The 18,114-nt window shown below is 39.8% G+C and carries 13 protein-coding genes and 1 pseudogene; 3 read left to right on the top strand and 11 right to left on the bottom strand.

Going from position 1 to position 18,114, the window contains the following annotated elements; translation table 11 throughout:
• Window positions 1-720: 720 nt before the first annotated feature.
• The 8 genes and pseudogenes from GWK51_RS16210 to GWK51_RS16175 all read right to left on the bottom strand — a co-directional run bounded on the left by GWK51_RS16210 (window position 721) and on the right by GWK51_RS16175 (window position 9,848).
• Complete coding sequence (locus GWK51_RS16210) at window positions 721-1,974, bottom strand: DcaP family trimeric outer membrane transporter (RefSeq protein WP_161934486.1); 1,254 nt, start codon at window positions 1,972-1,974, stop codon at window positions 721-723.
• A gap of 105 nt (window positions 1,975-2,079) precedes the next feature.
• Entirely contained in the window at window positions 2,080-3,126 is a 1,047-nt protein-coding gene (locus GWK51_RS16205; protein WP_161934485.1) for an AbrB family transcriptional regulator, read from the bottom strand.
• A 49-nt stretch (window positions 3,127-3,175) separates the two neighbouring features.
• The gene (locus tag GWK51_RS16200; RefSeq protein WP_161934484.1) at window positions 3,176-4,675 is read right to left on the bottom strand and encodes a tripartite tricarboxylate transporter permease; all 1,500 of its coding nucleotides are present in this window, start codon (window positions 4,673-4,675) and stop codon (window positions 3,176-3,178) included.
• A gap of 12 nt (window positions 4,676-4,687) precedes the next feature.
• Window positions 4,688-5,134 carry a tripartite tricarboxylate transporter TctB family protein gene (locus tag GWK51_RS16195; protein ID WP_161934483.1) on the bottom strand — a complete coding sequence of 149 codons (447 nt, stop codon included), beginning with the start codon at window positions 5,132-5,134 and terminating at the stop codon, window positions 4,688-4,690.
• Between the two features lie 55 nt (window positions 5,135-5,189).
• A pseudogene (locus tag GWK51_RS16190) lies at window positions 5,190-6,242 on the bottom strand (Bug family tripartite tricarboxylate transporter substrate binding protein).
• A gap of 33 nt (window positions 6,243-6,275) precedes the next feature.
• Entirely contained in the window at window positions 6,276-7,421 is a 1,146-nt protein-coding gene (tcuB, locus tag GWK51_RS16185; RefSeq protein ID WP_161934481.1) for a tricarballylate utilization 4Fe-4S protein TcuB, read from the bottom strand.
• 1 nt (window position 7,422) lies between these two features.
• Window positions 7,423-8,817: an FAD-dependent tricarballylate dehydrogenase TcuA gene (gene tcuA, locus GWK51_RS16180; RefSeq protein WP_161934480.1), complete on the bottom strand. Its 1,395-nt coding sequence runs from the start codon at window positions 8,815-8,817 to the stop codon at window positions 7,423-7,425.
• A gap of 98 nt (window positions 8,818-8,915) precedes the next feature.
• Window positions 8,916-9,848, bottom strand: coding sequence for a LysR family transcriptional regulator (locus GWK51_RS16175; RefSeq protein ID WP_161934479.1), 933 nt, complete (start codon window positions 9,846-9,848; stop codon window positions 8,916-8,918).
• A gap of 472 nt (window positions 9,849-10,320) precedes the next feature.
• Between GWK51_RS16175 and adeR the strand changes: the two genes are divergently transcribed.
• Both adeR and adeS read left to right on the top strand, forming a co-directional pair.
• Window positions 10,321-11,049: an efflux system response regulator transcription factor AdeR gene (gene adeR / locus GWK51_RS16170; RefSeq protein WP_216071800.1), complete on the top strand. Its 729-nt coding sequence runs from the start codon at window positions 10,321-10,323 to the stop codon at window positions 11,047-11,049.
• Entirely contained in the window at window positions 11,039-12,130 is a 1,092-nt protein-coding gene (adeS, locus tag GWK51_RS16165) for a two-component sensor histidine kinase AdeS (protein WP_161934478.1), read from the top strand. Before adeR ends, adeS begins: the two co-directional genes overlap by 11 nt.
• 22 nt (window positions 12,131-12,152) lie before the next feature.
• Here adeS and GWK51_RS16160 read toward each other — a convergent pair whose 3' ends face one another.
• The 3 genes from GWK51_RS16160 to GWK51_RS16150 form a co-directional block, all read right to left on the bottom strand.
• Window positions 12,153-12,692: a GNAT family N-acetyltransferase gene (locus GWK51_RS16160; RefSeq protein ID WP_161934477.1), complete on the bottom strand. Its 540-nt coding sequence runs from the start codon at window positions 12,690-12,692 to the stop codon at window positions 12,153-12,155.
• An 86-nt stretch (window positions 12,693-12,778) separates the two neighbouring features.
• On the bottom strand, window positions 12,779-15,883 hold the full coding sequence (locus GWK51_RS16155; protein WP_161934476.1) for an efflux RND transporter permease subunit: 3,105 nt from the start codon (window positions 15,881-15,883) through the stop codon (window positions 12,779-12,781).
• Window position 15,884: 1 nt separating this feature from the next.
• Complete coding sequence (locus tag GWK51_RS16150) at window positions 15,885-17,045, bottom strand: efflux RND transporter periplasmic adaptor subunit (protein WP_171519194.1); 1,161 nt, start codon at window positions 17,043-17,045, stop codon at window positions 15,885-15,887.
• A 381-nt stretch (window positions 17,046-17,426) separates the two neighbouring features.
• On the opposite strand from GWK51_RS16150, the gene GWK51_RS16530 reads away from it, so the two are divergent.
• Window positions 17,427-17,630 carry a hypothetical protein gene (locus tag GWK51_RS16530; protein ID WP_216071799.1) on the top strand — a complete coding sequence of 68 codons (204 nt, stop codon included), beginning with the start codon at window positions 17,427-17,429 and terminating at the stop codon, window positions 17,628-17,630.
• The last annotated feature ends 484 nt before the right edge of the window (window positions 17,631-18,114 follow it).

Raw genomic sequence — 18,114 nt, 5'->3', positions numbered from 1 at the left:
CGTTATTTATTCACTCTAATACTAAATCATAAATTCAAAATTAGTCCCAAAAACTTCTATATATTCTCGGCAATACAACCCTAACCCTGTTCCCATTTCCTACAGTCCCCTGTTTTCACTTGTTCTGCTTATCCGAGATCACTTGATCAAGATTTTATTGTGTGAATGATTCAGTTATAAACTCTCCCAATAACAAGTGTTTTCTGCTCATTGCAGCTACATTGTTATGTATTCTTATGAACTGAAACTAAGTGTTTACCCGAATATTTAAGAATGTATCGTTATTGAATGACCAACCGATCTTGAATAGCCTCCTTAAAATTTCAGACAATAGACTGCTCTCATTAGGGATTTTCATAAAAATTGAATTTAATAGAAAGAGTTTTCTATTTATTAAAGGGCAAGAATTGTATTCAAAGGTATTTTCTTATCCTAGCTTTTGAAAATGGAAAAAGAACTTTCAATCTGAATTTGCTTGTCAGTCATTAAATGGTGCATTAGGGATTGATGCCAGAGGGCTATGAATTTACCTGTTATTCTTCTAATAATCTTCTATTGGTATTAGGTGACTATTTGCTGCTAAATTCCTTTACGCTCCAGACGTAAAATAGAAAAGCTCAAGCAATACCAGATGAATAGCATTTCTTGAGCCGATGGCTTAATTAAACTTACGATGCAGACAATCAGAAAAGTGAATATCCGCAAAGTATCAATCCTGTTCTAGAATTCATATTTCGCCATCATTTCTATACGATTATCTTTACCAATTCGATCATTCACGGTATTACGCTCACCATAAACATACTCCACCCCAAAAGTTAAAGGTTTATTGGGTTTGAACATCATATTCACCCAGCCCTGTTGTAACTTCTCATTGGCATCTTTCGTAATACGGTCTTTATCAGCATAGATCAATGCACCATAGCCGATAGTACTTCTCAGCTTTTGATTAAATTGATAAGTAAGACCCATTTGAAAGGCATCAAAATCAATTAATTCGATGTCATCACCATTTTGGATATAACGACGGTTATCTGAACTTGCCAAAAGTAATTTATTGTCTCCAGAAACATGCGAATAGTTCGTATTGAATAATAAGGATGGCGTGATTTTATAACGAAGCCCGAGTGCTGCTCCCAAACCCAATTCTGTTTCATCATTTTCACTACGTAAGCGTACTTCTTGCAGCAGACCGCGTGCAGTCATTACTCCTTTACCAGTGGCAAATTCATGTTTAACTTTACCTGCGAGTAAAGGCAAACGGTTCTCATCATTGCCTTTTTCTAAGCTTAAGAAATACATGGTGAGCGGACTGATAGATTGCGAGTATCGCACCATTGGATTACGTGTTGTACCACCACCTAAAGCAGTATTTGAATCGAGCATTTCTGGCGCTGTTTCTGTTGAAAGAAAATTAGATGTCGTTTGACCAATCAACCAACGATCATAATTCAAATAAACATGTCGTAAGCGTGCTGTATCCTTGTTCTCTCCACCACGAAAATCGATTTCAATTTTGCCTTTTAATGTTTGGTCAGCTAAAGGAGTGGAAAAATCTAAACCAATACGTGTAGCATTCACTGTCGAATCCAAGCGATCTTCAGTGGCTTTTTTACTCGGATCCCCTTCTAGCACCACAGTATTAATCCGGTTAAACATGCCTTTCGCACCTTCAATCTGGTATGCAACATCAGCACGAACAAATCCATACAAATTCACATTAGCACCAGATTTGGTTTGCCACTTTGATATAGCTTGGATATTTTTTTCAGCGGGTTTACCTACAGTGGTTTCTGCTGTTGGTGTGATATTCGGATTAGTAGCCGATTTCACTTGCTGAGCCTGAAGCATTTGTCGAAGCTCATTCACTTCAGCACGCAATTGTTCGATTTCACTGCTCTGATTTGCATGGGTAAATGTAGTGATCGTGGTCAAACTCGCAATGAGTGCAATCCTAGGTGTATTAAATTTCATTTTGCATTCCATGTATTTTATTTAAAAAACTATGTTGTTCATCCATTTACAAAAACTGTAGGTATAGTTCCCCCTAAATGAGCCTGTGCAGCTGCTTAGAACGTCTTATTTTTCAGATTTAAAAAACAGTTGAAGACTGCGTTGATAAAAGAAATGAGTAGTCAGAATGACAAAAATTAATCTGGAAAGTTGAAAAGCCACAACAATGGGTACCGCAAGCCCCAAAGCTTTCGCCATGAGTGACATTTCTGCAATTCCTCCTGGTGAAAGCCCTAAAATCAAATGCTGTTTTTGCGTATGGCTTAAATTGACCAGCAATAAAGCAAAACTAATTGAGAACCCTAAAGCCATTAGATTGAATACCAATGTCATCACAATAAATTTTTTATTATTCTTTAAAAAACTAAATGGAAATTTGCTACCCAATGACCAACCAATACAGACTTGACCAAAAGCAATAAACCATTCTGGTAATCTCATTTGAAGCATTCCGTAGAATGACATCAAGCCAATAATGGCTAGTGGACCCAAAATCCAGGCATTCAAAAGATTAAAAAATTGAAAAACCCTACCAACAAAAAATGCTAGACAAAAAAGCAGAAAGACCTGAAGAAAACCAAATCTTTCCGTATCTTGTATATGCAAACCAGACCATTCAACTTGAAAATAAAGTTGCATAAAAACTGGAACTAACACCACCAGAATCACAATTCTCAAACTATGTGCAGCAACCACTTTATCGACTTGTGCCTGATGACGTTCTGCAATATTCACCATCTCACTAGCACTGCCAATGGCAGAAGAAAACCATGCGGTAGCCCAATCTAAGGCATTAATTCGATATTGCAGACCCGCCAGCATAGCTCCCAGTAAGAGTGACCAGACCATCCCAATCAGAATAAAGCCCCAATAAGCAGCGATGGCTTGTACCAGAGCAGGTGTAAAGTATAGACCTAAGGCCATACCAATAATGATCTGCCCTACACGTCGCCAGCGAGGATCACAGTTGAGTGGATGCCCAACGCTCCCCAGTAGCAAGGCCGTCAACAATGGACCCAGCAACCATGGCAAAGGAATATGCACATAATTGGCCAATACGGCTCCCAATAGAGCGAGAGCCAAGCCTTTGATATTTGAGCTGATTGTTTTCATAATTTTTGGCAATAATAGTCAACAGCTGCTGACCTTTATTGCCATCCCGTTAAGCTTGTTGTTTTTTGATGAACAGGTACTTACGTACCACTGGTAAAATCAATAACAAGGCCGACATGATCCAAAGACCCATACTGATGTTACTGCTCCACAAAATGTTGAGTTCACCTTGAGAAATAGACAATGCACGTCGCAGATTCGACTCCATTAATTCACCGAGTACGAAGCCAAGAATTAACGGTGCCAATGGGAAATCAAATTTTCTCAGGATATATCCAAATACCCCCAAGCCCATGCAGAGCAGCAAGTCAAAGATATTGGTGTGAATGGCATACACCCCAACAAAGCTGACACTGGCAATAATTGGAATCAGAATATAATTAGGAATACTCAACATGCGGGCAAAGAAACCCACCAATGGCAAGTTCAATACCAACAGAATGATATTACCGACCATCAAAGATGCAATTAGTGACCAAACCAATACTGGCTGCTCTGTAAATAATTGTGGGCCTGGAGTAATGTTGTACATAAGCAATGCCCCCATCATTACCGCAGTTGTACCTGAACCTGGTACACCCAAAGTCAACATCGGTACAAATGAGCCACAAGCTGCTGCGTTATTGGCACTTTCGGGAGCTGCAAGACCACGCAGATCACCTTTACCAAACTTGCTATTGTCACTTGCCATCTTGCGTTCAGTGGTATAAGCCATCGCACTTGCAACGGTAGCACCTGCACCAGGTAAAATTCCCGAGAAGAAACCAATCAATGCACCACGGATAATGGTAGCCAATGAACTGAGAAATTCTTTTACGTTGAATAGTGAACGTTTTCCTTGCTCCATTGCGACTTTACCAATCGTGGTACGTTCAAGCAGTAATAAGATTTCACTGACACTGAATAATCCGATCACCAAAGTCGTAAATGCAATACCGTCACTTAAGCCTACACTGTTAAAGGTAAAGCGATAAACACCAGTAATTGCATCCATCCCCACAGTAGAAAGAGCCAAGCCGATTAATGCCATGATTAATGTTTTAAATGGTTGCGTACTGACCAAACCCGTTAAACAGACAATTGCAAATACCATTAAGGCAAAATATTCGGCTGGACCAAACGCGATCGCCCATTTAGCCAAGATTGGAGCAAACAACACAATACCAATAAAAGCGATCGTACTGCCAATGAAGGAACTGACCGAAGACAACGACAAGGCAATACCTGCCTTTCCTTGCTGTGCCAATGGATAACCATCTAAGGTGGTCATAATGGCCCCAGCATCTCCAGGTACGTTTAAGAGAATCGCTGAAATACGTCCACCATATTCACAGCCTAAATAAACTGCTGCCAATAAAATCAAGGCACTATCAACAGGTAAACCTAAGGCATAAGCAAACGGCAATAAAATTGCCACGCCATTAATAGGACCTAAACCTGGCAATAAGCCTACAATTGTTCCAATAAAGGCACCAATAAAGGCAATTAGGAGATTTTGCGGTTGTAAGGCAACCTCGAAACCTGTCATTAAAAAACTTAATACGTCCATATCGGGTCATCCTTAACCAAAATATCCAAGTGGTAATGGCACATCCAAGAAACGGTCAAACATATAATAGGTACTAACGCTGAGTACCAAACCTGTAACCAAAACTGGTACGGTCTTGCCATGGAAAAGTTTGCCCAATGCTACCGTCATCAACAGCGTTGCAACAATAAAGCCCAGCCATTCAAAAACTAATGCGTACAGGGTTAAAGCGACCGTACACAACACTAACTTACCAAGTAGATGCTTCGTCCAGCCTAACTCAACAGGTTCAAACATAATGGCTGGTCTCACAGTGAGATACACGGCACTAGCTGTAATTAAGCCCATTAATAAAATAGGAAAAGCTTTAGGTCCCACTGGATCGTAGGAAATTGGCGCTTCAAAATTGCTTGCATAGATCAGCAAAAATAATCCACACACTGCAATAATGGCGGTAAGAATCCGTTCAGATTTCATCATCTATCCTCAAAACAAAAACTGAGCTGAGAAATTGTTTCTCAACTCAGTCTATGTGCTATTTTGATAATTTATATTCTTGCGACAATTGACGCATTTCTTCAGTCTGCTTATAAACATAGGCAGTAATTTCTTCACCTGTCATCTGAAATGGGAGAAGATCTTGGTTGTTACGTATTGCTTCATATTTTTGGTCAGCCATCATTTTATCGAAAGCATTTTTCCACCAGCCATAGGCTTCATCACTGACCTTTGGTCCCATATAGAACCCACGGATTACTGGCCATTCAATGTCATAGCCCTGCTCTTTGGCAGTACGTAGCTGTGAAAATTTCCCGTCTAAGCGTTTGTCTGCAAACACTGCCAAAACACGAATATCGCCAGATTCTAGGTGTGAACCTACTTCACTGACATTGCCGACACCTACTTGAATATGTTGCCCCAATAATGAAGTTAGGACTTCACCACCACCTTCAAGTGCAACAAATCTCAAGTCGGCAGGACTAATGCCTGCTTTTTTTGCCAACATTGCAGTTTGCATCCAGTCTTGACCACCGACACTTCCTGCACCACCAAAGCTAATCGCTTTCGGATTTTCTCGTAAGGCTTTCATTAGGTCATCAAGATTTTTCAGTGGTGAGTCTTTATGTACTGAAACCAAACCATAATCTACGGCTACCCCAGACAGCCATTTCACATCTTTTTCAGAGAAGTTTCCAAATTTTCCTTGCGCCAAGTTCAAAAGTGAACCCGTCGAAAATGCAACCACGGCATCATTGTTCGCAGGATCATTATTGACAATCTTGTTATAGGCAACAGCACCTACACCGCCTGGCATATACGTGACACGAATCGGTGCTTCAAGCTGTTCTGTTTTTTTAAAGCCAGACTGAATCAGTTTACAAGTCATGTCAAAACCACCGCCTGGCTTGGCTGGGGCAATACACTCTGGACGTTTAGGCTCACCCGCCGCTTTAGAAGCATTTCCGGAACCACATCCAACCATTGTCACGCCGATGCATGCTAATGCGAGTAATTTTAAATTTTTCATGTTAATACATCCTTATAACGTGTTTACTCTATTAATCTTTTGATTCTGAACCATCACCATGATCGACCTCCTTGGCACAATCATGGTTAAGGCTTACTTAGTTTTAACCTTATGTTTTGCAATACGCTCTTCTACAGCAAACTTCAGTAAAGCTGCGCTACGGTAAAAACCATGTGCAAACTTGCCAAATGGAATGGTTAAGAAGAAAGTCATAACGGTCGCCAAATGTATGATCAGTAATAGCGCCATTGCAGAACTGTCACGGAATGCCAGTAGTGCTAGTCCAGTCATACTGATCAATAACAATAAGAAGATAAAACCGCGATCCATTGGCTTTTGTTTAGCATCACCATGTAATGGATGGCGTTTGATATTGAGATAGAGCAGTCCGATTGGACCAACGACCAAACCAATCCCGCCCAATGTGCCTAAAATGACAGGCAAGCTGGTATATGCATATGGCGCTTCTAGAGCTAAAAAATAGTGATAGAAAGTCGCGACACTCGTTGCCAAGAAGCACAATAAGAATCCATACATAGTGAAATGATGAAATACACGGCGGATCTGGGTATAACGATCATCTTCTTCATTACAACCTTTACCATGTCCTCCATCGAGGTATTTCAGGGTCAAGACATTTTTAGACGCTTGTAGAATGTCTGGTTGTGCCACACCCTCTGGAATAATTTCAGAAGTTTGCTTCCAAAACTTGGCTACTCCCAAACCTAGTAGTAAAAAGGCGGTGATAAAGACAGAACCGAATAAAACTGCTAAAAAGTTATGCGGGAAAATCGCGTAAAAGTCACCTTGATATTGACCGAATAAGTCTGTGCCGTTCATCCAAACCCCTGCCAACATCAACAAGAAGAAGCTGAATGACATCCCTGACACCAAGGCAATGCCTGTCTTTTTGTAAATGGCACCAAAAGAAGCGGGTACTGCAAACTCTTGATAGGTTTCCAAGCGCACTTGAGCCATGGCTTGAGGAATATTCACACCAAATTCATGTGGCGGAGCATATTGGCAGGCATGTAAACATGCGCCACAGTTATGGCACAAGTTAGCCATATAGTGGATGTCCGCTTGTGTGAATTCCAAACGCTTAGTCATGGCTGGGAACACAGCACAGAAAGTTTCGCAGTAACGGCATGCATTACAAATCTGTAAAGCCTGCTTCACTTGCTGTTCATTCTCAGTAAGTTGCACCACAGGAATTAAGTTTTTTACATTGGAGTTCATTTTAAGCTCCCTGCTTAAATGCAGCGGATGCAGCATTCTTACCTGCAATACGCCCAAAGGTGGTTCCAATCGACATTCCCACACCCGCGGTATAACCCTGACCCAGCACATTGCCCGCCATCATTTCACCTGCCACATACAAATTTGGGCTTGCGATATCGTTAAAACGTACCGCGGCATCATCTTCAACTTTCAGACCTAAATAGGTGAAGGTAATTCCTGGTCTTAAGGCATAGGCATAATACGGAGGCTGATCGAGTGGAACTGCCCAATGCGTTTTTGCCGGGCTTAAATTTTCGGTATGACAATTGTCTAGCACTGTGTGGTTAAACTCACCTTCAACACAAGCATGGTTATAGTCCCTTACCGTTTTGGATAAGGTCGCAACATCCAAATTTAACTTTTGGGCGAGTTCTTCAATGCTGTTGGCTTGCGTCCCTTCAAAAACAGGCGGCATAAATTTACCCACTGATTTTGAATCGATAATTGAATAAGCAATTTGATTTGGCTGTTGAGCGACCAGACGTCCCCATATCGCATAGCGTTTTGGCCAGAAATCTTCACCCTCATCATAAAAACGTTCAGCTTTTTTATTAACCACAATACCCAAAGACACGCAGTCAATACGGGTACAAATTCCGCCATCATATAAAGGAGCACGGGCATCCACTGCTACACAGTGTGACTGAGATGGATCACCAATAATATCGGCACCTTTATCCATCATGAATTTCAGCAAGTTGCCCTGATTAAAACGCGTGCCACGAATAATGAAGTTATCTGCAGGCCATTCACCATTTTCATTTTGCCCCCAAGCTTCTTTTAACCATTCACGATTAGATTCAAAGCCGCCTGCGGCAAGAACACAAGATGCACCTTCAAAGCGGGTCCCATCTGCGGCAACCGCTGCGATAAATTTGCCATCTTCAATAATCAGTTCGGTAATTTTAGTGTCGTAACGGATTTCGACACCGAGATCTTGGGCACTTCTAAAATAAGCATTGACCAGCGCTTTTCCTCCGCCCATGAAAAAAGCATTGGTACGGGCAACATGGAGTGCACCAGATAAAGGAGGTTGAAAATTGACTCCGTGTTGACGCATCCAGTCACGACAATTCGCTGTGGTACGAATTACCAAACGCGCCAAATGTTCATTGGTTTTTCCAGCAGTGACTTTGAGTAAGTCTTGCCAATATTCTTCTTCAGAATAAGCATCTACCAATACATCTTGTGGCGCATCGTGCATACAGCGCAAGTTGCGTGTGTGCTGTGAATTTCCCCCGCGCCATTCTTTTGGAGCTGCTTCGACGAGTAATACTGATGCCCCTGCCTCGCGCGCAGTGATTGCTGCACACAGTGCGGCATTCCCACCGCCAATCACTATTACATCATGCATTCGATTTCTCCCTCTCGAATTTTGAACAATTAAAACTCAAAACAAGAGGTCATCGTGATGCGGAGGACTTAAATAGGTCTTTATTAAAACTAAATAGGCTAAAAGTCTAATAGCTCGGCGCTCGGCCATAAATCTTTAGTTATCAATTCCTTAATACAGGTCTTAATCGCTACTTTGGTGGCAAGGCTAGCTGGAGATAACTCATCTTCTGAAATACTAATGAGATAATTCATTCGATCTAGCTCTGGCGAAATGATTTTAAGGAAGCACAAATCCGATCTAAGGTATTCAAAATAGGCACTGCCTGGCTGAATAGTTGCCATATTGAGTTGACGCACACAGTTCATGAGTAAATGCAAACCATCTATTTCAAATTCGACATTTAACAGTTCAACTTTTTGCTCCAAGAATTTGCGTAAGCCATGACGTTGACTGGGTAAAGCCAAAGGCAGCTGATTTACTTTTTCAAATTCAATTTGCTTGGTTTGAATATTTTCTGCAAAGCCATACTGATGAAGTAAATCTTCATGTGCCATCAAAAACATCGGTTCTTTCAGTAAAGGCTGGACTGACCAACCTGGATCAACATCTTGAGTGAAAATAATAGCAATATCCAGTTGGCGCGAATTGACCAAGGAGGCTAGGTTACCAGACAAACTCTCAACCAAATGCACCTTAATATCTGGATAACGTTTGGACATCAAATTCATTAACGGTACACCCAGTACCGAAGCAATACTCGGTGAAAATCCTACACAGACATGCCCCGTTAAACGAGAAGAATGTGCGGCTTCAATGGCATATTGCGTATGTCTAAGGACCAGTTGCGCTTGTTTGAAAAAAGCTAAACCTGAAGGCGTTGGTTCCACCCCTGTGGTAGAGCGGCTTAATAAACGTGTGCAAAGTTCATCTTCAAGTTTAGAAATTTGCTGGCTTAATGCCGAGGTTCCGACATCTAGCTTTTGTGCAGCCTTTCCAAAGCTTCCAGATTCGACAATCGTCACTAAATACTTGAGCTGCTTTAATTCCATTGAATTTCTCGCTTAGATGCACGCACAATCTAAAATAAGACATTGATAAAAATATAGGAGAGAAAAAACATCATGTTCAACTCGAATGTAAACAGAAAAAGTTGAAGATGTTCACCTCCCATAGAGGTTGGTCATACCAGATAAGGTGATGCAGTTTACTGAAATTGGGTATTTAATCAAAATACTATAGTTGGTTTTGAAGATTTCCTCATAGAAAACCTATGCTAGTCTTGTCTCTATCTGAACGTACTTGATCAGGACAATACTTTTATTTCCTATAGAAAGGTGAACCTAAGCATAAGAATAAAATATCATCAATTTCTGGCTATACTTTGAATTAAAGAACATAACATCTACGCTACTAATCATTAAAACTAATGAAAATATTAGCTACCCGATTAGACATTTCTATAAAATCACTATACTTTGAAAAACATCCATAACCTTAATTTATGTACGCTTTGGTATTCTCTTGAACACATCCTATCATTCCTGCGACTTATCCAATAAAACCATTCTTGTGGTTGAAGATGACTTTGATATCGGTGATATTCTTGAAAGATATTTAAAAAAAGAAAATATGCATGTAATCCGTGCTATACAAGGTCAGCAGGCGCTAGAACTGTTAAAAGTCCACGCTATTGATCTTGTGATCTTAGATATTAAACTACCCAAAAAAAATGGTTGGGAAGTGTTAACCGTTCTAAGACAGTACAGTAATGTCCCTGTGATCATGCTTACCGCTATGGATGATTTCGACAATAAAATCATGGCATTAAAAATGGGTGCCGATGACTTCGTGGTGAAGCCCTTTAATCCGAATGAAGTGATTGCTCGAGTTGAGGCGGTATTACGTCGGAGTACCTTACAGCGGGAACAAAAAAAATATCTGAACTATAAATCTATTGAAATTAGTCTTGAACAACATTTGGTGTATGTCCTTCAACATGATCAAAAGCAGCTGCTGAATCTCACGCTGACTGAATTTAATATTCTCAAGCTGATGCTGCAAAGTCCAAATAAGGTCTTTACCAGAAGTGAATTAATCGAAAAATGTATGCCCGAAAAAACGACACTAGACCGTACCGTGGACAGCCATATTAGTAACTTACGGAAAAAGCTTGAACAAAAAGGTGCATTAGGATATTTCATCAATTTACGTGGTGTAGGCTATCGATTAGATCAAAATCATGATAACTAAACTGAATAAAAGTTCGATTGGTATTAGCGCCCAACTACTGATCATGATGAGCGTACTGAATCTGGGCATTACCATCTTCTCCTTTGGTTTAGGCTATTTGGTTTATGGTTGGGCCACAGAAAAAGGTTTACTCGATCTCAATAATGCTTGCCCTGAAGATTTTTCTTTTACCTCTGTAGATTATCTATGGACTTTTTTGGTTTTGTTGACGGGCTTTTTACTTTCAACTTTTTTAGCTTTTAGATACGCTAAACGCTATACCCAGCCGATTAATGCACTGGCCAATGTTGTACAACAAATCCAGCAAGGGAATCTTTCATTAAGAATTGAACAGCAACAAGCACACATTCCGCATGAATTCATGTCACTGATCCAGAATTTTAATGCCATGGCCAATCAGCTTGAGGTTTCAGTCAAAAATTCTACTTTTTGGAATGCGGCAATTGCACATGAACTTCGCACCCCGATCACGATTTTACAGGGTCGATTACAAGGAATTGTAGATGGGGTTTTTGAAGCAGATCCGCAGTTACATCGAAGCTTGCTCAATCAAGTCGAAGGATTATCTTATTTGGTTGAAGATTTACGCACGCTGACTTTGGTTGAAAATCAACAATTCCGTTTAGACCTCCATGAAACAACCCTTGAGAACAGTATTTTCAAGTGCGTTCAAATGTTTCAGGATCGCTTTCAACACAAAGGCTTGCATGTGGTCTTTAATTTGACCCATGAAACAGTGTTATGTGATACAAGACGTATGGAACAAGTGCTGATTGCCTTATTTTCCAATGCCTCACGTTATGCAGACGCTGGCATACTTTCAATTACCACCAAAACAACCCAAGACCATTGGATTTTAATGCTTGAAGATCAAGGGCCAGGTATTGATGAACAGCACCTCGAACATTTATTTAAACCCTTTTACCGTTTAGAAGAATCTAGGTCACGCTCGGAAGGTGGCACTGGTCTGGGGCTTGCGGTGATTTACGCCATTATTGAAGCGCATCAAGGGCAAATCACGTATACAAAATCAACAGATTTTAGTGGTAGCTGTTTTACGATTCTCTTGAAAAAGTCATAGTGCTAGATAAAGTTCTCAAATCCTACTTTTTATCTAACCATTCTTTTTTCAATATGGCGTATTGAAGGGTATTTTCATATTTTGGCGTTCCATCTTCATGTTGAACAAAAGAAATATATTCGACAAAACATCCTTCTTTACGCATGCCTAAACGTTCACACAGTTTTTGTGAGGCATGATTATCCTCCTCGACATAAGCATAGATTCTTCGTGCATTAAGCTGATTGAAAAGATGATCTAAGAATGCATCAGCACTCTCATAGGCAAAGCCTTGACCATGAAAATTTGCATTGAAGTTCCACCCTACGGAGTAGGTATCCGGTTCTTCATGAATAAAAAATAGCTCGCCAATGACCTGATTGCTTTGTTTTAACTGAACTGCAAGATAATCTTTACTCTGCTGTCTTGATTTTATTTTTTCAATCGCTTGTTCAATATTTAAAATCTGTTCGCCGATAAAACAATTTACTTTGGGCTGAGAAAGATAAGCCAGTAAATCACCCGCATCTTCAATTTCAAATGCTCGCAAAACCAATCTTGGTGTTTCAATCTTTAATTGCATTGCATAAACCTCATTTAAATATCACACAACATCGTCAGATGAGATAAAGTGAACACACCTTATCCCATAATCATGATGGACTTGGGCTACTCGTGAGAATGTTTTCGCTGAGAGAACTTTTCTACCATGCTCATCACGAAAATAAAGAACACTGGAACAAAAAAGATTGCCAGAATGGTGGCACTGATCATACCGCCAAACACGCCTGTACCAATGGCTTTTTGGGTTTCCGAACTGGCACCTGTCGCGATCACCAAGGGAATCACACCACAGGTAAATGCTAATGAAGTCATTAAAATAGGACGTAACCTTAGTTTTGCTGCGGCAACGGTTGCCTCCACCAAGCTCATGCCCTCTTGTCTCAATGTTTTGGCAAATTCAACAATCAAAATTGCATTTTTTGCAGATAGACCAATAATGGTAATCAAACCAACTTTGAAAAAAATGTCATTGGGCATGCCTCGTATCATCACCGCGATAAATGCACCCACCATGCCAAGAGGAACTACCAGCATCACCGATAAAGGAATTGACCAGCTTTCATACAGTGCAGCCAACACCAAAAACACCACCAGCATCGATAAGATCAGCAAGAATGTGGTCTGCGCTTCAGATTGCCTTTCTTCCAGAGAAATCCCCGTCCACTCATAACCGACACCTTTAGGCAGTTGCGCAATCAGACGTTCCATTTCAAGCATTGCTTGCCCTGAAGAAAATTCTGCTGCGGGACTCCCTGTGATACTTAAGGATGGTCGACCATTGTAGCGGTTGTACTGCTGTGGAGCGTGTTGCCAAACGGGTGTGATCACTTCAGACATTGATACAAGTTTACCACTCTGGCTATTCACCTTAATTTTTACAATATCCTCAATATTCATTCTAGATTTGGCATCCAGTTGTACAATCACTTGCTGCATACGATCCTGATTGGGGAAGTCATTGATATACATAGACCCCATCGAGGTCGAAATAATATCCGTGACATCGCTAAAATTGACACCAAGTGCCTGTAATTTCTCACGATCAATTTTAAGCTGTACCGTGCTCCCATCTGGTAAACCTTCGGCATACACGCCCGTGAGTTTTTTACTTTGTGTAGCAAGTGCAATCAGTTGATCTTGCGCTTTGATCAAAGCATCCATACCAATATTGCCTCTATCAAGCAGACGCAAAGTAAAACCAGACGAAGTACCCAACTCATCAATCGCAGGTGGTAAAACAGACATGGTCTGACCTTCTGAGCTTTCGGTCATGGCCATATTGGCATTGTTCACAACCTCTTGTGCAGTAATAGTTCGCTCTTTAAAATCGGTCAGATTGGTAAAAAACATCGCTGTATTTTGACCTGAACCGCTAAATCCAAATCCTAAAATTGCCATATTGTCTTTAATACCTTTTTCATGATTCAGAAATTGCTGAAACTCATCAACCACCTTCATGGTACGCTGCTGAGTGGCATCTGCGGGCAACTGAATGGAGGTCATAAACCAGCCTTGATCTTCCTCTGGCATAAATGCAGTTGGCACCATTTTAAAACTGAAGATCAGCACCGCCACAATGCCCACAAAAATCAGCATCGCAGGGAAAATATGTCGAGTGACTCGAAACAGTATTCGCTCGTATTGACCATTTAATTTTTCGAAATTTCGATCAAACCAGCCAAAAAAACCTTTTTTCTCATGGTGGGCATGAATAGGTTTTAATAGCGTTGCACATAAGGCAGGCGTTAATGTCAGTGCCAAGAATGCTGAAAACAAAATAGAAACCGACATGGTAATGGTAAATTGACGATAAATAATCCCCACAGAGCCAGATGCTAAGGCCATCGGTAAAAATACCGCAGCCAAGACTAAGGTAATCCCGATAATGGGGTTGGTAATTTCAGTCATGGCTTTTGAGGTTGCTTCTACAGGAGACAAATGTTCTGTTGCCATGATCCTTTCCACGTTTTCAATCACCACAATCGCGTCATCCACAATAATTCCGATGGCGAGTACCATGCCAAACATGGTTAACACGTTAATTGAAAACCCAGCCATCAGCATGACTGCAAAAGTTCCCAGCAAGGCAATTGGCGCCACAATTGCAGGAATTAAGGTATAGCGAATATTGTGAAGAAATATAAACATCACGATAAATACCAGCACCATCGCCTCTAGCAAGGTGGTAATCACCTTTTCAATGGATACTTTTACAAAGGGTGCTGTATCGTAGGGAATAGAAAATTTCATGCCTTGTGGTAAAGAGGCACTGAGCTGATCAAGTTTGGCTTGAACGCCTTGTGCGGTTTTCACTGCATTGGCACCGGGACTCATTTGAATGGCGATAGCTGTAGAAGGTTTACCATTTTCCAGAATGGCAAAATTATAAGACTGCGCACCAATTTCAATTCGAGCCACATCTGATAATTTAACATTTGCCCCATTTTTATTTGATTTCAGGCTGATATTTTCAAATTGCTCAATATTTTCAAGCTGACCTAAAGCGGTTAACGGAATGGTAATCTGCTGATCTTTTGACGCAGGCAAATCTCCGATTCTCCCAGGAGACATTGGAATATTCTGATTTTGAATGGCTGTGTTGACATCTTTAATGCTAAGTCCATATGCAACCAAGCGATCAGGGTCGACCCAAATGCGCATGGCCTTTTCCGCACCAAAATTTTGAACCTTACCGACACCATTAACCCGTTTAAGCTCCTCAATCACAAAGCGAGCCATGTAATCACTCAGATCAACTTCAGAGTAACGATTATCTGGGGAATTGAGTCCCACAATCATCAAAAATCCAGATGATGCTGCATCAACCATCAAACCTTGCTGTCGTACTGACTGTGGCAGCCTTGATTCAATTGCTTTGATTTTGTTTTGCACATCGACTTGGGCAAGTTCAACATCTGTACCAGGCTTAAAGGTAGCTGTGATGGTTGCACTTCCTGAATTATCCGATGTTGAACTGTAATACAGTAAGTTTTTAACCCCTGACATTTCGCGCTCAATCAATGTGACTACACTATCATTGAGTGTTTTAGGCGTCGCCCCAGGATAGGTTGCAGTTATACTGATTTGTGGTGGTGCTACACTGGGAAAGCGGGCAATGGGTAATTTAGGAATACTCAATACCCCAAATAAAATAATAAATAGTGCAATCACCCAAGCAAAAATTGGTCTACGAATGAAAAACTGAGACATCTTAGTGTGCTCCTTTTTCAGAGGTAGCTACAGATGGTTGCCAGATTTTAATTTTTAATTTCTGATCTGGCTGTATACGTTCCGCACCTTCAACCACGACCTTTTCACCAGCACTCAAGCCACTGGTTACTACATAATTACTTTGATAACGCTGCCCTAACTTTACAGGTTTAACAACAGCCTTCCCCTGCGGATTAATGACGGTAACATTGGTCAGGCCAGTTATATCATGTTGAATTGCTTGTTCAGGTATCAAAATCGCGTTGTCAATTACAGCGCGATTAATATTGACCCGCACATACATACCCGGTAAAAGCTCTTGCTGGTTATTATTGACGAGGATACGGATCGTGACATCACCGGTATCTGGATCAACATTGGTATCTGAGAATAATAATTTACCCTTTGCCTGATAAGGCTTACCCTGACTATTTAAAATGACGACTTGAGGTTGCACATCAGATACTGTTCCTTGTTGTAACGATTCTTGTAACTTCTCATATTCACTAATAGATTGTTTTACATCGACATAAACTTGACTGATTTGTTGAATGACAGCCATCGCCTTTGTATCTGCTTGACCAACCAATGCACCTTCCGTCACTAGAATCTGACCAATACGACCAGAAATCGGTGCTGTAACCGTAGAATATTTTAAGTTTAATTTCTGTCTGGTTAATACTGCTTTTAGTTGAGCAACATCGGCTATCGCTTGACGATAGGCTGTCTCAGTATTGTTATATTCTTGCTGGCTAATTGCATGGCTTGACAATAATTGTTCATAACGACCAAGAAGCGATTTTAAACGCATCACTTCAGCCTGAGCACGTTTTAATGTGGCTTGATTACTCTCCACATCTGCTTGCAAGATATCGGAATTAATTTTGAATAAAGGCTGCCCTGCTTTGACATCAGAACCTTGTGTAAATAAAACCTTTTCCACAATCCCTCCGACTTGTGGACGAATTTCTGCAATTCGGTAGGCTGCTACGCGTGCAGGAAGATTTTCAATAAGATGAATTGGTTGATGCTTTGCAGTAAACACGCTCACAACCGCGGGGGGCTGTTCAGTTTGAATTTCTTCAGCATTTTGTTTACAGCCTATAAGCATGGCTGCACTCATCCCTAATACACACAGCTTAAGATGAAAGTATTTGTTCATTCTAACTACAACAAAATTAATGACGGTTGCTATTGTTAAAACCTAGTGTCAAATTTCTGCCAATATTGTGTTGAGATTGTGTGGAGAGATACGTAAATCTCTATTTAAAGGCAAATCTCTTTATCTTAAAATATCCAGACTAAAATTATTTACCGACGACTATTTTTATATTTTTTCAAACATTTTTTATAAATTCATATTACTCATACTACATAACATATTTAAATTAAATAGTTACCAATTTTATATAAAGTTAGAAGTTTGATAAAATGGTTAATAAATTAAATACCCATAAAATAGCCACCAAAAAAACTAGACATATATATCCCATTTGAAATGAGCATTTTTATCCTCTAATGGAGAACGCCAACCATTAGAAACATGTCTGCGTTTTTAATTGTAGAACATCCCAATTTATTAAAAGATATCGGCAAAATCTTAAAATATAAAACAAAGCTTTCTACTTGTATAGGATTAAAAAACAATGGAAGTTTCAACCAAAAAAATATGCCTGAGCGCATCGTAGCTAGAGTAAACTTCAATATTCGTTTTTTGATTCATATCAATCTTCCCTATAAAACATAGATTATTAGCTAAAATTATTGAATAGTATAATTTAAGCTAATTCCAAGAACATCAAATCCTATTTGATGTAAGAAAAACGTTAGGAATTTAAACGATATATCGATTAAATAATAATGAAAAAAGTATAAGTTCATGCAAATTATGCATATAAATTCAAGCCCCATTAAATAAAATACCAATGACACAATTGATTAATAAATCTTAAATATATCGTATTCGTTAGATTATTAAGTTCGAATTCTATTTTTTTATTTTACTAATTAGTAAAATAAAATTATCGATTGGCTGTTTTTTATTTTCATATATTTTTCCTATATATATGAATTAAAAAATTTAATTTCATCAATTTCACAAAAAGGAGTTCTACTAAAAATTATTTCAAAATCTTTTTATTAAGCATCTTAGAGTTTGAGAAATGAGTCCATTTTTCTGCTAAAAATCTTAAAATTAGTAAATATCTGAAACTTTATAATAACCCGAATCG

The organism is Acinetobacter kanungonis, assembly GCF_009939195.1.
GTDB lineage: Bacteria > Pseudomonadota > Gammaproteobacteria > Pseudomonadales > Moraxellaceae > Acinetobacter > Acinetobacter kanungonis.
Note: the sequence above shows the minus strand (reverse complement) of the source record. Positions and strands in the feature narration are given on the sequence as shown.

What these genes read in the sequence shown, in the direction of transcription:
- GWK51_RS16210 (WP_161934486.1), bottom strand. Translation starts at nt 1,974, where the DNA reads ATGAAATTTAATACACCTAGGATTGCACTCATTGCGAGTTTGACCACG.
- GWK51_RS16205 (WP_161934485.1), bottom strand. Translation starts at nt 3,126, where the DNA reads ATGAAAACAATCAGCTCAAATATCAAAGGCTTGGCTCTCGCTCTATTG.
- GWK51_RS16200 (WP_161934484.1), bottom strand. Translation starts at nt 4,675, where the DNA reads ATGGACGTATTAAGTTTTTTAATGACAGGTTTCGAGGTTGCCTTACAA.
- GWK51_RS16195 (WP_161934483.1), bottom strand. Translation starts at nt 5,134, where the DNA reads ATGATGAAATCTGAACGGATTCTTACCGCCATTATTGCAGTGTGTGGA.
- tcuB (WP_161934481.1), bottom strand. Translation starts at nt 7,421, where the DNA reads ATGAACTCCAATGTAAAAAACTTAATTCCTGTGGTGCAACTTACTGAG.
- tcuA (WP_161934480.1), bottom strand. Translation starts at nt 8,817, where the DNA reads ATGCATGATGTAATAGTGATTGGCGGTGGGAATGCCGCACTGTGTGCA.
- GWK51_RS16175 (WP_161934479.1), bottom strand. Translation starts at nt 9,848, where the DNA reads ATGGAATTAAAGCAGCTCAAGTATTTAGTGACGATTGTCGAATCTGGA.
- adeS (WP_161934478.1), top strand. Translation starts at nt 11,039, where the DNA reads ATGATAACTAAACTGAATAAAAGTTCGATTGGTATTAGCGCCCAACTA.
- GWK51_RS16160 (WP_161934477.1), bottom strand. Translation starts at nt 12,692, where the DNA reads ATGCAATTAAAGATTGAAACACCAAGATTGGTTTTGCGAGCATTTGAA.
- GWK51_RS16155 (WP_161934476.1), bottom strand. Translation starts at nt 15,883, where the DNA reads ATGTCTCAGTTTTTCATTCGTAGACCAATTTTTGCTTGGGTGATTGCA.
- GWK51_RS16150 (WP_171519194.1), bottom strand. Translation starts at nt 17,045, where the DNA reads ATGAACAAATACTTTCATCTTAAGCTGTGTGTATTAGGGATGAGTGCA.
- GWK51_RS16530 (WP_216071799.1), top strand. Translation starts at nt 17,427, where the DNA reads ATGTCTGCGTTTTTAATTGTAGAACATCCCAATTTATTAAAAGATATC.